General features: G+C 50.6%; 14 protein-coding genes, 1 tRNA gene and 1 rRNA gene. 7 read left to right on the plus strand and 9 right to left on the minus strand.

Translation table 11 applies throughout. The annotated features are described in order from the left end of the window. A 5S ribosomal RNA gene (rrf, locus tag ABIE10_RS12930) occupies positions 1–86 on the plus strand; the annotation flags it as partial. 409 nt (positions 87–495) lie between these two features. On the opposite strand, the gene ABIE10_RS12935 is transcribed toward rrf, so the two are convergent. The 6 genes from ABIE10_RS12935 to aspA all read right to left on the minus strand — a co-directional run bounded on the left by ABIE10_RS12935 (position 496) and on the right by aspA (position 6594). Further along, positions 496–571 (minus strand) — tRNA-Phe (locus ABIE10_RS12935). Positions 572–964: 393 nt separating this feature from the next. After that, positions 965–1540, minus strand: a complete 576-nt coding sequence (locus ABIE10_RS12940) for a transcriptional regulator (protein WP_008785982.1) — start codon at positions 1538–1540, stop codon at positions 965–967. A gap of 36 nt (positions 1541–1576) precedes the next feature. Continuing rightward, entirely contained in the window at positions 1577–3286 is a 1710-nt protein-coding gene (locus tag ABIE10_RS12945) for a protein-disulfide reductase DsbD (protein WP_429155974.1), read from the minus strand. After that, positions 3262–3609 carry a divalent cation tolerance protein CutA gene (cutA, locus tag ABIE10_RS12950; protein ID WP_003025447.1) on the minus strand — a complete coding sequence of 116 codons (348 nt, stop codon included), beginning with the start codon at positions 3607–3609 and terminating at the stop codon, positions 3262–3264. Before cutA ends, ABIE10_RS12945 begins: the two co-directional genes overlap by 25 nt. Positions 3610–3740: 131 nt before the next feature. Then, positions 3741–5042 (minus strand): anaerobic C4-dicarboxylate transporter DcuA, encoded by a 1302-nt coding sequence (gene dcuA, locus ABIE10_RS12955; protein ID WP_016151387.1) that lies wholly within the window; start codon positions 5040–5042, stop codon positions 3741–3743. 115 nt (positions 5043–5157) lie between these two features. Further along, positions 5158–6594 (minus strand): aspartate ammonia-lyase, encoded by a 1437-nt coding sequence (gene aspA / locus ABIE10_RS12960; protein WP_016151388.1) that lies wholly within the window; start codon positions 6592–6594, stop codon positions 5158–5160. A gap of 338 nt (positions 6595–6932) precedes the next feature. Between aspA and ABIE10_RS12965 the strand changes: the two genes are divergently transcribed. Further along, positions 6933–7409 (plus strand): FxsA family protein, encoded by a 477-nt coding sequence (locus ABIE10_RS12965; RefSeq protein WP_103766926.1) that lies wholly within the window; start codon positions 6933–6935, stop codon positions 7407–7409. Between the two features lie 48 nt (positions 7410–7457). On the opposite strand, the gene yjeH is transcribed toward ABIE10_RS12965, so the two are convergent. Beyond that, positions 7458–8723, minus strand: coding sequence for an L-methionine/branched-chain amino acid transporter (yjeH, locus tag ABIE10_RS12970; protein ID WP_095715376.1), 1266 nt, complete (start codon positions 8721–8723; stop codon positions 7458–7460). 275 nt (positions 8724–8998) lie between these two features. Here yjeH and ABIE10_RS12975 point away from each other — a divergent pair, with 275 nt between their 5' ends. The 3 genes from ABIE10_RS12975 (at position 8999) to ABIE10_RS12985 (ending at position 11588) form a co-directional block, all read left to right on the plus strand. Next, positions 8999–9292, plus strand: a complete 294-nt coding sequence (locus ABIE10_RS12975; protein ID WP_000027827.1) for a co-chaperone GroES — start codon at positions 8999–9001, stop codon at positions 9290–9292. 43 nt (positions 9293–9335) lie between these two features. Continuing rightward, positions 9336–10982, plus strand: coding sequence for a chaperonin GroEL (gene groL, locus ABIE10_RS12980; protein ID WP_003025464.1), 1647 nt, complete (start codon positions 9336–9338; stop codon positions 10980–10982). Positions 10983–11234: 252 nt separating this feature from the next. After that, entirely contained in the window at positions 11235–11588 is a 354-nt protein-coding gene (locus ABIE10_RS12985; RefSeq protein WP_016151391.1) for a DUF4156 domain-containing protein, read from the plus strand. 86 nt (positions 11589–11674) lie between these two features. On the opposite strand, the gene yjeJ is transcribed toward ABIE10_RS12985, so the two are convergent. Next, positions 11675–12538 carry a YjeJ family protein gene (yjeJ, locus tag ABIE10_RS12990; RefSeq protein WP_429155980.1) on the minus strand — a complete coding sequence of 288 codons (864 nt, stop codon included), beginning with the start codon at positions 12536–12538 and terminating at the stop codon, positions 11675–11677. Between the two features lie 183 nt (positions 12539–12721). Further along, on the minus strand, positions 12722–13750 hold the full coding sequence (gene epmB, locus ABIE10_RS12995) for an EF-P beta-lysylation protein EpmB (protein WP_046275849.1): 1029 nt from the start codon (positions 13748–13750) through the stop codon (positions 12722–12724). Between the two features lie 41 nt (positions 13751–13791). On the opposite strand from epmB, the gene efp reads away from it, so the two are divergent. Continuing rightward, positions 13792–14358, plus strand: coding sequence for an elongation factor P (efp, locus tag ABIE10_RS13000; protein ID WP_003025478.1), 567 nt, complete (start codon positions 13792–13794; stop codon positions 14356–14358). Between the two features lie 57 nt (positions 14359–14415). Beyond that, positions 14416–14550 (plus strand): lipoprotein antitoxin entericidin A, encoded by a 135-nt coding sequence (gene ecnA, locus ABIE10_RS13005; RefSeq protein ID WP_016151394.1) that lies wholly within the window; start codon positions 14416–14418, stop codon positions 14548–14550. Positions 14551–14597: the final 47 nt, after the last annotated feature.

Below are 14597 nucleotides of genomic sequence, written 5' to 3' on the forward strand. Positions count from 1 at the left end.
GACCCCATGCCGAACTCAGAAGTGAAACGCCGTAGCGCCGATGGTAGTGTGGGGTCTCCCCATGCGAGAGTAGGGAACTGCCAGGCATCAAATAAGTGAAGAAGCCCATCCTGCCGGATGGGCTTTTTTGCGTCTTCAGGGAATGAAAACTGCCGGATGCAGCGTACCATTTTATCCAGCCCATCATGTTGTAACCGGTGTGCAGGCCTGAGAAGCGCAGCACACCTGGCTCTCCCGGCAGCACATTGCCTGCTATCCGTGCACGGGATTGAGTAACAGGTACTGTCGCTCAGGATCGCGGACCTCTGTACATCCCATCACGTTAAACCCCATCTTCTTATAGAACCCAGATGTCAGCTTGTTAACAGGCACGACTAATCTTGCATATGGATTTTGTGAGGGGTAGAGCAGTAAAGATATTGAGAGATGATCGGTTGGAAAGTATCAGAAACTATAAAAGCAAAAACCCGCCTCTAGGGCGGGTTCTTTAAATAGTGGTGCCCGGACTCGGAATCGAACCAAGGACACGGGGATTTTCAATCCCCTGCTCTACCGACTGAGCTATCCGGGCAACGGGGCGCATTAAACCGTATTCACGTCTGCCAGTCAATCAAATTTCGGGAAAAGATGTTCAACCGCTTAATATTGCGACAATCTGTGCGATTATGCCTGAAGTTTGCACAAAACTTCCAGGCAATTTACCTATCTGACCTTCTATATGAGCAAAGGCTGACGAAAACGTTACGCGGCCTGTATTACTCCCGCACACAACCGCAAGTTGTGCACAAACCTTTCCGACGTTTCCAGTAACTAACGGTGCAATTGCTGCGGCAGGACCCGCTGGTGTGTCGGGCGATGAGTTGGGCGGGCGTTTAACAGTGTATTTCGCACCACCGTGGCGATGGTGCGTTTTAGAGACTGATGGCGCTGTGTTTACTCATTTCGGCTTGTCGGGCATGCTTGCTTAGGTCAGCGCACCGCCCATACGGCACTGAGCAAAGCGCAGGATATCTTCTGCCAGGCGGTGTGCCGTTTCGACATCAGCATGGCTACGATTCACCAGCATGCGGCTCAGACAGCCCTCCAGCACCAGTTCCATCTGTTTGGCAACCATTGCAGGGTCGTCAACTTCCAGCGTCGTCAGCAGCTCATGGGTGAAGTCATGTGCCGCCTTTTTTTGCTGATCGGCTAACTGATGGATCGGATGCCCGGGATCGGGGTAAAACGTACAGGCGGCGATAAACAGGCAGCCTGGGTAGCGATTATTGCTCACGCATTCGGACAGCGCGGTGTAGCGTGCCAGTAATTTCTGTTCAGCGCTCAGGGTGTCATCCAGCAAAAGTTGACGCCGCCAGATATCCACCCGCTGGCTGAGGTAACGTAACGCATCGTACAGAATGGCCTCTTTGTCGGGCCAAAAGCGTTGTAGTTCATCAAGAGGATAATCGATACGTTCGGCCACCATTTCCAGTGTGGTATTGGCTATCCCTTGAACCTCAAGTAATTTCAGGGCTTCTCCCAGGACATCTTCACGTTGCACGGTATTCTCCTCCGTATTTCCTGTTGCAAGTGTCGCTCACGGTTGGCGATCGCGCAAATGTGCGCTGAAGGTCGCGGCATCCATAAAGCCGGTTACCCGAGCCTCCGGATGCTCTTTCCCCTCGGCGTCAAAGAACAAAATAGTCGGCAAACCTAAAACTTGTAGATGTTTCAGCAGAGCGACATCCTGGGCATTATTTGCAGTCACATCCGCCTGCAAAAGCACCGTGTCGCCTAGCGCTTGCTGAACCTGCTGATTGCTAAACGTATACTTCTCAAACTCCTTACAGGCCACGCACCAGTCAGCATACAGATCCAACATCACGGGCTTGCCTTTAGCTTGTGCCAGCGCCTGATTTAGCGCATCTACCGAAGCCACAGGCGTGAAGTTAAGGTGTGTCTGGGTTTGAGCTTGCGGCACGCCGAACGCCCAGTCCTGCAATGGCCGTACGCTTACCAGCGCTGCAGCTAACAGGATAATTTGCACGATGCGCATCCAGGCGTGCTTTGCCTGCAGGCTGGTGATAAATGCCCAGCTAAAGAATGCGACGCCCAACAGCGACCACAGGCGAGCGCCCCAGTCGTCGCCAATGATGCGTTCGAGTAAGAAGACGGGGAGCGCCAGAATGACAAAGCCAAAAGCGGTTTTGACATGTTCCATCCATGGGCCGCTTTTAGGTAACAGACGATTACCGAATACGGTAATTAGCATCAGAGGTAATCCCATCCCCAGCGCGTACAGATACAGCGTGCCGCCTCCCAGCCACATGTTCCCGCTCTGAGCGATATACAGCAAAATCGCGCTTAGCGGGGCTGTTGTACAAGGAGAACAGATGAGGCCGGCAATCGCCCCCATCGCAAAGACGCTACCGGGGGAACCGCCTTGCTGACGGTTACTCAACAATGTGAGGCGTGTTTGCAGCGATGAAGGGAGCTGCAGCGTGAACAAGCCAAACATCGAAAGGGCCAGCAGCGTAAAGACGACGGCAAGGCCAATCAGGACGTAAGGATGCTGTAGCGCAGCCTGGAACTGCAATCCGGCGGCCGCAACAACCAGACCCAGCGCGGTATAAGTGAGCGCCATTCCCTGGACGTAGATAAACGTCAGCAGCAGCGCGCGTCCGGTTGATAAGCGTTGTTTGCCGCCCAGCACGATACCGGAAATCAGCGGATACATCGGCAATACGCAAGGTGTAAACGCGATGCCAATTCCGATTAGCAATGCCCACAGCGCAGAGAAGGGAAGCTGGGTTGCGGGTTGTGGTCTCTCTTGCAAAGCATCGGTGGCAGGCACTGGCACAGGTGTCGCCCTGGTATTGGCAGACACTTCACTTAATGGCACCGTTTTAGTTTCAGGCGGATAGCAAAAACCGGCGTCGGCACAACCCTGGTATGTGACCGTTAATGTTGCGCCAGATTTAGCCTGATTGACCGTGACCGGGATAGTCAATTGCTTACGGTAAATCTCACTTTTGCCATAAAACTCATCTTCATGCCAGACGCCTGGCGGTAGTTTTACCTCGGCGATATCGGCCTGAGATGGCGTAATGCTTATCTGTTTGCGATACAGATAGTAGCCATCTTTAACCTGCCATGAGAGGTTCAGATCGTGTTGGTTTTGCTGAAAATCAAAAACAAACGCCCGATCGGCAGGAACAAACTGCGAGCGGCCAGGCGCGTCAAATAATCCGGCAAAGGTAGATGTGCTGCACAGCAGCAGGATCAGCGTAAGGATGCGTTGAGCCATGAGCGGTAATCAAAGTCTCCGTGAGTGACGGGTAAAACCAGAAGTTCAGGCGTTTGGTATGGATGATGTGACTTCAGGCAATCGAGAAGGGCTTGCTGGTGTGTGACGGTGGTTTTTAAAATCATCTGGACTTCATATTCCTGCTCCAGTTTACCTTCCCAATAATAGAGGGAGGTCGCGCCAGGCAGCAGCGTCACGCAGGCAGCCAGTTTTTCCGCCAGTACTTTGGCGGCCAGATCCTGGGCGGTTGCTTCATCCGGGGCGGTACAGAGCACCACAACGGTATCGGGGATGGAAATATCCTGACTCTTTACATCAAGCATAAACACCTCGAAAGAACAGAGTAACCAGCTAAAGAGTGGTCACTATACAACGGACGAGGGAAGGATGTTAGTTAAAGCGGGATGATGAGGAGGAGGAACTGCAGGGCGCGAAGGCACCCTGCAGTAAAGTCTTACAGCATGAAGCTGCCCAGCAAGAAGCCGAAGCAGACAGCCAAAAGCACGCCCAGAGTACCCGGGATGAAGAACGGATGGTTAAAGACGAATTTACCGATGCGGGTTGTACCGGTGTCATCCATCTGCACCGCCGCAACCAGAGTTGGGTAGGTTGGCAGAATGAACAGGCCAGAAACAGCGGCGAAAGACGCAACAGCAGTCAGTGGGGAAACGTTCAGAGCCAGAGCCATTGGCATCAGTGCTTTAGCGGTTGCAGCCTGAGAGTACAGCAGTGCAGAAGCAAAGAAGAAGATGACAGCCAGCAACCACGGATGACCCTGAATTACGCTACCTGCAGTATCTTTGATCCAGTCAATGTTGTGAGATACGAAGGTATCACCCAGCCATGCAACACCCAGGATACAAATACAGGCGCTCATACCCGCTTTAAAGGTGCTGGAGTTCAGGATGGAGTCAGTTTCAACGCGGCAGACGATCGTAGTCAGCGTCGCGACGCTCAGCATGATGATCAGGATTGCGTTGGTGGTGTTCATCAGCGGTTTAGCGACCAGGCCGAGGCTTGGGCTGTTGATGATGGCGTATACAACTACGCAAATCACGCCCAGCAGGAACAACCAAACGGAGGTTTTCGCGCCAGCTTTGATTTCAACTTGTCTTTCACCACGCAGTTCAACCAAACCTTCTTCCAGACGCTTACGGTAAATCGGGTCGTCAGACAGTTTGGAGTTGAACAGCATCGTTACCAGGAAGGACATCACCAGAACGGCCAGCAGAGTGGACGGAATGACCACGGACAGCAGGTGAATGTAGCTGATGCCATGACCTTCCATTACGGAAGACATGTAAACCACAGCTGCGGAGATTGGCGACGCCGTAATCGCAATCTGTGCAGAAACCACTGCGGTAGAGAGCGGACGGCAAGGTTTGATACCTTGTTCCTTCGCGACTTCAGCGATAACCGGCAGAGTTGCCAGAGAGATGTTGCCGGTACCGGCAAAGATAGTCAGGAAATAGGTCACGATTGGTGCAAGGATCGTGATGTATTTCGGGTTTTTACGCAGCAGTTTTTCAGTTTGATGAACCAGATAGTCCAGACCACCGGCAATCTGCATGGCAGAGATGGCAGCGATAACCGCCATGATAATGGAAATAACATCGAACGGAATATTACCTGGTTTTACGCCAATAGCGGCAAGAACCAGAACACCCAGCCCACCTGCAAATCCAATACCGATACCCCCAAGTCTGGCACCTAAAAAGATTGCCAGCAAAACGATGATAAGTTCTAAAACTATCATATTAGCCTTCCTTGTTGTTTAACAAGTTGATATTAAATTGTTGTTTTTAAGTAACTTCGAGTAAGAAAAAAGGCACGTCATCATGACGTGCCTTCTCCGGTACTACCCTACACGATTACTGTTCGCTTTCATCAGTATAACGTTTTGCTTTATAAGCAGGGTGCATCAGGTTCTGTGCAGAGAAGATATCGTCCAGTTCAGACTCGGTCAACAGACCGCGTTCCAGGACAACTTCACGTACGCTCTTACCGGTTTCGGCACAAATTTTACCGACGATGTCGCCGTTGTGGTGACCGATGAACGGGTTGAGGTAAGTAACGATGCCGATGGAGTTGAATACAAACGCTTCACAGACTTCTTTGTTAGCAGTGATACCACTAACGCATTTTTCCAGCAGGTTGTAGCAAGCATTGCTCAGAATGTGAATGGATTCAAACATTGCCTGGCCAATGACCGGCTCCATTACGTTCAGCTGCAGCTGACCAGCTTCAGATGCCATAGTAACGGTGATATCGTTACCGATGACTTTAAAGCAAACCTGGTTTACGACTTCTGGAACAACTGGGTTCACTTTTGCTGGCATGATAGAAGAACCAGCCTGCAGTTCCGGCAGGTTGATCTCGTTCAGACCAGCACGTGGGCCAGAGGAGAGCAAACGCAGGTCGTTACAGATTTTGGACATCTTAACAGCCAGACGTTTCAGTGCGCCGTGAACCATAACGTATGCGCCGCAGTCAGAAGTTGCTTCAATCAGGTCTTCTGCCGGAACACAGGCGAAGCCAGTGACTTCAGCCAGTTTCTGTACTGCCAGCGGGGAGTATTCTTTCGGCGTGTTCAGACCCGTACCGATTGCAGTTGCACCGAGGTTAACTTCCAGCAGCAGCTCAGCGGTACGACTAATGTTTTTCACTTCTTCTTTCAACAGTACGCTGAAAGCATGGAATTCCTGACCGAGGGTCATCGGTACAGCATCCTGCAGCTGGGTACGGCCCATTTTCAGGATGTCCTGGAATTCAACAGCTTTTTGTTCGAAGCCTTCACGCAGCTGGTTCAGGGCATCGATCAGTTTGATGATGGATGCGTATACCGCGATACGGAAGCCAGTTGGGTAAGCGTCGTTGGTAGACTGACATTTGTTAACGTGGTCGTTCGGGTTCAGGTACTGATATTCACCTTTCTGGTGACCCATCAGTTCCAGACCGATATTGGCCAGCACTTCGTTGGTGTTCATGTTGACGGAGGTACCCGCACCACCCTGGTAAACATCTACCGGGAATTGATCCATGCATTTTCCGTTATTCAGGACTTCATCACACGCCGCGATGATGGCATTTGCCACACTCTTAGGAATGGTTTGCAGCTCTTTGTTGGCCATTGCCGCTGCCTTTTTAACCATTACCATACCGCGAACAAATTCAGGAATGTCGCTGATTTTGTTGTTGCTAATGTAGAAGTTTTCAATCGCTCTCAGAGTGTGAACACCGTAGTAGGCGTCCGCTGGAACTTCCCTGGTACCCAACAAGTCTTCTTCGATACGAATGTTGTTTAACATGTGAACCTTCTTTTTCAAGCTGCCAATGATTTGACTAAACACACAGGATATATGTGATTTCGATTGTTTCTCGACCGACGATTATCCCCTGCATCGGTCTGATACTCGAGATCATATGCTGGTTCAGGATTTCTACCGTAATCTGGATCACTTAAAGCGTGGAATTTACCCCTTATTTATTATTCTGTGAAATGGATCACCCCTTTAGGATTAATACTAAAAATAAGTGTACAAGCGACTTGAAATTTTGCTAACCACCTCAACATCTAATTGATGTGAGTCACATAATTCATCGGGCAGGCGTTGAAAAAAACGACTGTTATTGACAGGAGAACCCTTTGCGCTGGATACCATTAATTGCCATTTTTCTCTATGTTTACATAGAGATATCTATTTTTATTCAGGTTGCCCATGTCCTGGGTGTCCTGATGACGCTGATTTTGGTTATTTTTACGTCGGTTATCGGTATGTCTCTGGTTCGTAACCAGGGATTTAAAAATTTTTTACTGATGCAACAAAAAATGGCGGCTGGTGAAAGTCCTGCTGCAGAAATGATCAAGAGCGTGTCGCTGATCATTGCTGGTCTGCTGTTGGTACTGCCCGGTTTTTTCACCGATTTCCTCGGTCTTCTTCTTTTATTACCCCCGGTGCAAAAACATCTGACGATGAAACTGCTGCCGCATTTGCGTTTTTCGCGTATGCCGGGCGGTGGTTTCAGCGCCGGAACTGGGGGCGGTGAGACCTTTGATGGCGAATTTCAGCGCAAAGACGACGATCGCAACCGTATTGATCATAAAGACGATCCTCGGGATTAAGCATCAGTATGCGGGCCGGATAAGCGTGAGCACCATCCGGCAAAATGCTTATCTGCCGGATGACGGCGTCAACGTCGCCTTATCCGGCCTGCGGGGTAAAAACAGCCACAGCCCTGCCAGCATAATCAGCGCATACAGGCTCTTCCAGCCAACCATTGCCAACAGCAGCAGACACAGTAGACCGCCAATGACCGCCAGCATGCGATAATGCCCTTTCAGTAATCGACATCCCGCCAGCATGCACAGCAAATAAATCATAATAAAGATGCCGTTAGCATAGACGATTAACGCATCGAGATTGATTTTCAGCATATAGATGCACAACGTACTGATCACGCAGCAGCCCAATACGGCGTTTAGCGCATTGCGCGGAAGGTGACGGGGAGACAGACGCGCCAGATGACTTTCCGGCTTATATTGCGCTTGCGACCAGACGAGCCGGGCGAAGCTTTGAATATAAATGTTGAGACTGGCAAAACAGGCCAGATAACCAATGATGCAGGCGACCCACAGTGCCTGTACGCCAAATAACTGCACGACGATCTCTGGCAGTGAGGCCGCCGCCGCCATTTGCTCACCGTAGGCGCCAAAATGAAGCACGACGACGGTGCATGCCCAATAAACAGAGCCCGCAAGCAGCAGGCCGATCATCAGCGCGCGCGGGAAATCCCGCTCCGGGTTTTTGAATTCAGATGCCAGATGGGCAAACGCTTCAAGGCCAACAAAACACCAGAACATCACCGACAGCGCGGCGAACAGTCCGGGGAGCTCAATCTCGGTTATCGCAGGGAAGGGGATTTCGCCAGGTTTCACATCGCCCGCCCACCAGATGGCGACAATGAGGGCAACAATCAATCCGGCAATGACCGTTTGCAGATTAGCGCTAGAGCTGGCACCGTGGGAGCCGATATACCAAACCAATGCCAGCGTACCGAGCTCTGCCAACAGAAGCTGTTCGTCATGCCAGCCAAACATCGCCTGACCAAATCCGGCGGCAATATGTAATGCCGCAGGCAAGCCGACGGGAATCACCGACAAAAATAGCCATCCGGTGACGCGCTCCAGGCGTGAGCCAAAGGCCATACCAACAAAATGCGCCACGCCACCCGCGCTGGGAAAATGACGACCCAGTACGGCAAAGACAATCGCCACGGGAAAGACTAGAACAATCAGCACCGGCCAGGCCCACAGGCTGTTGTTGCCAGCCACCAGCGCGGCTAGCGCAGGGACGGCGAAAACGCCTGTACCTAGCAATGATGTCGACAACAGGCCAATGCCCTGAGCCAGTCCCAGCTCTTGTTTCAGTCCGCTCATAAGTTGTTATCCGGTTATGCCCATTGACCGGGCTACAGCGCAGATTTTTGATGGTATCACAATCGTATTTGCTTATGACGACGTGACTGAAATCGTTATAAAATGTGATGCGCGTCGGCGTTTTGACGGAATTTTCTGCTGATATAAATTTTTTTTCGCTTGCCCCCTTGAAGGTACAAAGCCCCATCCCCATTTCTCTGGTCACTAGCCGGGAAACCGTTCACGGGCCGGCGTCACCCATAACTGATAAAGACTTTCTCAAAGGAGAGCTATCAATGAGTATTCGTCCGTTACATGATCGTGTGATCGTCAAACGTAAAGAAGTTGAATCTAAATCTGCTGGCGGCATCGTACTGACCGGTTCTGCAGCAGGTAAGTCAACTCGTGGCGAAATCATCGCTGTCGGTAAGGGCCGCATCCTGGACAACGGTACCGTACAGCCGCTGGACGTTAAAGTCGGCGATATCGTTATTTTCAACGATGGCTACGGTGTTAAATCTGAGAAGATCGACAATGAAGAAGTGTTGATCATGTCTGAAAGTGACATCCTGGCAATTGTTGAAGCCTAATCCGCGAACGACACTGAACATACGAATTTAAGGGAAAGAGAAAATGGCAGCTAAAGACGTAAAATTCGGTAACGACGCTCGTGTGAAAATGCTGCGCGGCGTAAACGTACTGGCAGATGCAGTGAAAGTTACCCTCGGTCCAAAAGGCCGTAACGTAGTTCTGGATAAATCTTTCGGTGCACCGACCATCACTAAAGATGGTGTTTCCGTAGCCCGTGAAATCGAACTGGAAGACAAGTTCGAAAACATGGGGGCGCAGATGGTGAAAGAAGTTGCCTCTAAAGCGAACGACGCTGCAGGCGACGGTACCACCACCGCAACCGTACTGGCGCAGTCCATCATCACTGAAGGTCTGAAAGCCGTTGCTGCGGGCATGAACCCGATGGACCTGAAACGTGGTATCGACAAAGCTGTCGCTGCTGCCGTTGAAGAACTGAAAGCACTGTCCGTACCGTGCTCTGACTCTAAAGCGATTGCTCAGGTTGGTACTATCTCCGCTAACTCCGACGAAACCGTAGGTAAACTGATCGCTGAAGCGATGGACAAAGTCGGTAAAGAAGGCGTGATCACCGTTGAAGACGGTACCGGTCTGCAGGACGAACTGGACGTGGTTGAAGGTATGCAGTTCGACCGTGGTTACCTGTCTCCTTACTTCATCAACAAGCCGGAAACTGGCGCAGTAGAACTGGAAAGCCCGTTCATCCTGCTGGCTGACAAGAAAATCTCCAACATCCGCGAAATGCTGCCGGTGCTGGAAGCAGTAGCAAAAGCCGGTAAACCACTGCTGATCATCGCTGAAGATGTTGAAGGCGAAGCGCTGGCAACTCTGGTTGTTAACACCATGCGCGGTATCGTGAAAGTCGCGGCGGTTAAAGCGCCGGGCTTCGGCGACCGTCGTAAAGCAATGCTGCAGGATATCGCTACTCTGACCGGTGGTACCGTTATCTCTGAAGAGATCGGTATGGAGCTGGAAAAAGCAACTCTGGAAGATCTGGGTCAGGCGAAACGCGTTGTTATCAACAAAGACACCACCACCATCATTGATGGCGTGGGTGACGAGGCTGCAATCCAGGGTCGTGTGACTCAGATTCGTCAGCAGATCGAAGAAGCAACTTCCGACTACGACCGTGAAAAACTGCAGGAGCGCGTAGCGAAACTGGCAGGCGGCGTTGCGGTTATCAAAGTTGGTGCTGCGACTGAAGTTGAAATGAAAGAGAAGAAAGCCCGCGTTGAAGATGCCCTGCACGCGACCCGTGCTGCGGTAGAAGAAGGCGTGGTTGCTGGTGGTGGTGTTGCGCTGATTCGCGTAGCGTCTAAAATTGCCGGTCTGAAAGGTCAGAACGAAGACCAGAACGTAGGTATCAAAGTTGCGCTGCGCGCAATGGAATCTCCGCTGCGTCAAATCGTACTGAACTGCGGCGAAGAGCCGTCTGTAGTGGCTAACACCGTGAAAGCGGGTGACGGTAACTACGGTTACAACGCTGCAACTGAAGAATACGGTAACATGATCGACATGGGTATTCTGGATCCAACCAAAGTAACGCGTTCAGCTCTGCAGTACGCGGCTTCTGTTGCGGGTCTGATGATCACCACCGAGTGCATGGTTACTGACCTGCCGAAAGGCGATGCGCCTGACTTAGGTGCTGCTGGTGGTATGGGCGGCATGGGTGGAATGGGCGGCATGATGTAATTTAATCTTCATACTTCAAGCCGCAGGTTTATTGGCTGCGTTCGTTTACCCCAGTCACTTACTCATGTAAGTACCAGGGGATTCATGAACTTGCCGCCTGCCTGCAACTTGAATTATTTGATTAAATACGTATCTCGCGAAAAATGAGAAACCCTCGGGCAGAAATGTCCGGGGGTTTTTCTTTTGGTCATCTTTTTAGTATATGATTCAGCTACGGACATAACGTCCAGCTCATTGATTATGGGGAATGACATGCACGTGAAATATTTAGCAGGGATCGTTGGTGCCGCGCTACTGATGGCGGGTTGTAGCTCCAGCAACGAACTGAGTTCAGCCGGGCAAAGCGTACGCTTCGTCGAAGAGAAGCCTGGCGCAGAGTGTCAACTGATTGGCACTGCAACCGGTACGCAAAGCAACTGGCTTTCTGGCCAGCACGGCGAAGAGGGTGGCTCTATGCGTGGCGCAGCAAACGATCTGCGTAACCAGGCTGCGGCAATGGGTGGTAACGTGATTTATGGCGTCAGCAGCCCATCACAGGGAATGCTGTCCAGCTTTGTTCCTACTGCCAGTGAAATGACCGGGCAGGTTTATAAGTGCCCAAATTGATAAATGCTGTTGATGCCTGATGGCGACGCTAAAACGTCTTATCAGGCCTACGATACAAATTCGTCGGCCTGATAAGCGCAGCGACATCAGGCATTTTGAGCGTTATGCGCTGACTGAGCGCGTAAATGATGCAGCGCGCGCAGGCACTGATCCTGATTGAGCTTTTGCGCCTTATCACGCGTTAACGTTCTGACAAACACCTGGCACGGTACACCAGCAAGCTTTTTCAGCCGTGGGCTGAAATCGAGAAGACGGCGAGTAATGGCTTCGGCCTCTTTGCTGCCGGAAGGGGCGCGAGTTTTTACTACCGAACCACAGAACTGGGCTTTTCCTTGATCATCTGTATAGCGGTAAATAATCGCCAGATAATGATTAAACAGGCTTTTTTTCCATTCGGGGTGCGTATAAGAGTCGTATTCCAGATTGTCGTTTTCTTGGCAATCAACATCGTACAGCGGCAGGAAATCCAGCAGCGATGTAATTCGTAGCGCTAATTCCCGCATGCCAGCATTATTTATTGCATGAATAACAGCATGGACCAGCACCCGAATCTGTCGTTCATTAATCAGTAATTCACGCGTTTGTCCATCATGCAGTGTCAGAGAAAATGTTAAGTTTTCGCCTTTGTCATCCATTAACATCAGCGAATTTACGCGACGATTAATGTCGGCATTTTTTAGCTCATCTTCCTGAATCAAAGGAATATTTTCGTGCATCTTTTGGCTGACTTTATCGCATTCCTTCTCATATTGCGCATGCTCTTCTTCGCTAAGCTGATGTTTGACGGATAGCCTGCTTTCCAGGGCGATAAGCAGATCTCTTAGCCCAAGCGGAGAAAGAAAAAATAACGACGTTTTATTCCTTGGTTCTTTTATCTTTAATGCTAAAGCAATAAATTCATTCTTTTGACGAATAACACCGGTATTAATGCCTTTAATACTTATAGCCATAAAAGGTTCTCCCTAACCATATATTTATTAATATTCTGGATTTTGCTCTAATTATACAAATTATGAATTAATAACTTTATAGCGCTAATTAAAATAGCACAAATTAAAAGCGTGGCTCCACTTGTGAGGATTTAAATAATAAGTAATCGTGGTGAGTGTCCGGATTCGGACACTCAATAATCATTATTGTTGGCGTAGTTGCAGATCCAACGGCGTTTTACTTGGCTCTCCGCCAATTTCACGCGCCAGTTTGGGGACCATATAGCCGGAAACCAACGTCAGCAGTTCACGCATAATGTGACGTGCCTCATCGTCGCTGACCATAAAGTGGGCGGCACCTTGCACTTTGTCCAGTACGTGCAGGTAATAGGGCATCACCCCCGCATCAAACAGGGCGTTGCTCAGGTTCGCCAGCGTTTGTGCGTTATCGTTCACGCCACGCAGCAAAACGCTTTGGTTGAGTAGGGTGACGCCAGCGGTACGCAGTCGGACCATCGCCTGGTGAAACGCCTCATCGACCTCATTGGCGTGGTTAATGTGGTTGACCAGCAGAATCTGCAGGGAGGAACGCGCAAAGCGCTGGGCCAGTCCTTCAGTAATGCGCGCGGGGATCACAATCGGCAAACGGCTGTGAATGCGCAGACGCTTAATGTGCGGGATGGCTTCCAGTTGCGTGAGTAACCAGTCCAGTTCATGGTCCTTGGCCATTAGCGGATCACCACCGGAGAAGATAATCTCATCCAGCTCAGGATGCGCGCTAATGTAGTCCAGGGCGACCTGCCAGTTGCGCTTATTGCCCTGGTTTTCGGCATACGGGAAGTGTCGGCGGAAGCAATAGCGACAATTTACCGCGCAACCGCCTTTAACCAACAACAGCGCCCGATTGCGATATTTATGCAGCAAACCGGGGACCACGCTGTGCTGTTCTTCCAGCGGATCGGTCGAGTAGCCAGGTGCAGCAACAAACTCTTCCTGGGAAGTAAGTACCTGACGCAAAAGCGGATCGTCCGGATTGCCTTTTTCCATACGAGCAATAAAGGCGCGCGGTACGCGCAGGGCGAAAAGTCGTCTCGCGTCGCGTCCGGCCAACAGTTTTTCATCTGCGTCTATATTCAAAAGATGCAGAAGTTCATCAGGATCGGTCACAACATCGGCAAGTTGCGATAACCAATCTTCTCTGGATGGGGTATTTAGGGTTACAATATGCGCCATTTTGTGGCTTAGCTACCAGTTAACAATTTTCAGAGGGCCTTATGGCAACGTACTATAGCAACGATTTTCGTGCTGGTCTTAAAATCATGTTGGACGGCGAACCTTATGCGGTTGAAGCTAGCGAATTCGTTAAACCAGGTAAAGGCCAGGCATTTGCGCGCGTTAAGCTGCGTCGCCTGCTGACCGGTACTCGCGTAGAGAAAACCTTCAAGTCTACCGACTCCGCTGAAGGCGCAGACGTAGCCGACATGAACCTGACCTTCCTGTATAGCGACGGTGAGTTCTGGCACTTTATGAATAACACCACTTTCGAACAGCTGGCTGCAGACGAGAAAGCGGTAGGCGATAACGCTAAATGGCTGCTGGACCAGGCTGAATGCATCGTGACCCTGTGGAACGGTCAGCCGATCTCCGTGACTCCGCCAAACTTCGTTGAGCTGGAAGTCGTTGAAACTGACCCAGGTCTGAAAGGCGATACCGCTGGTACTGGCGGCAAACCGGCTACTCTGTCTACTGGCGCAGTCGTTAAAGTTCCGCTGTTCGTACAGATCGGTGAAGTGATCAAAGTGGATACTCGCTCCGGCGAATACGTTTCTCGCGTAAAATAAGATATCTATTTGATCTTATGGCGCAGGTTGCTGCGCCATACTTTTTCCAGGGCAGGAATGATGAAACGTCTTCTCAGTCTTGTAATGCTCATCCTTTTCACCAGCACTCTCCTGGCGGGTTGTAATACCGCGCGCGGCTTCGGTGAAGACATCAAACATCTTGGCAATTCAATCTCTCACGCCGCCAGCTAACACTCTCTCATAGTCTTAAAAACGGTTGTTTATCCATCACACTTGCG

The sequence above is a fragment of the Citrobacter sp. 506 genome (assembly GCF_050434985.1).
GTDB classification, from domain to species: Bacteria; Pseudomonadota; Gammaproteobacteria; order Enterobacterales; family Enterobacteriaceae; genus Citrobacter; species Citrobacter braakii.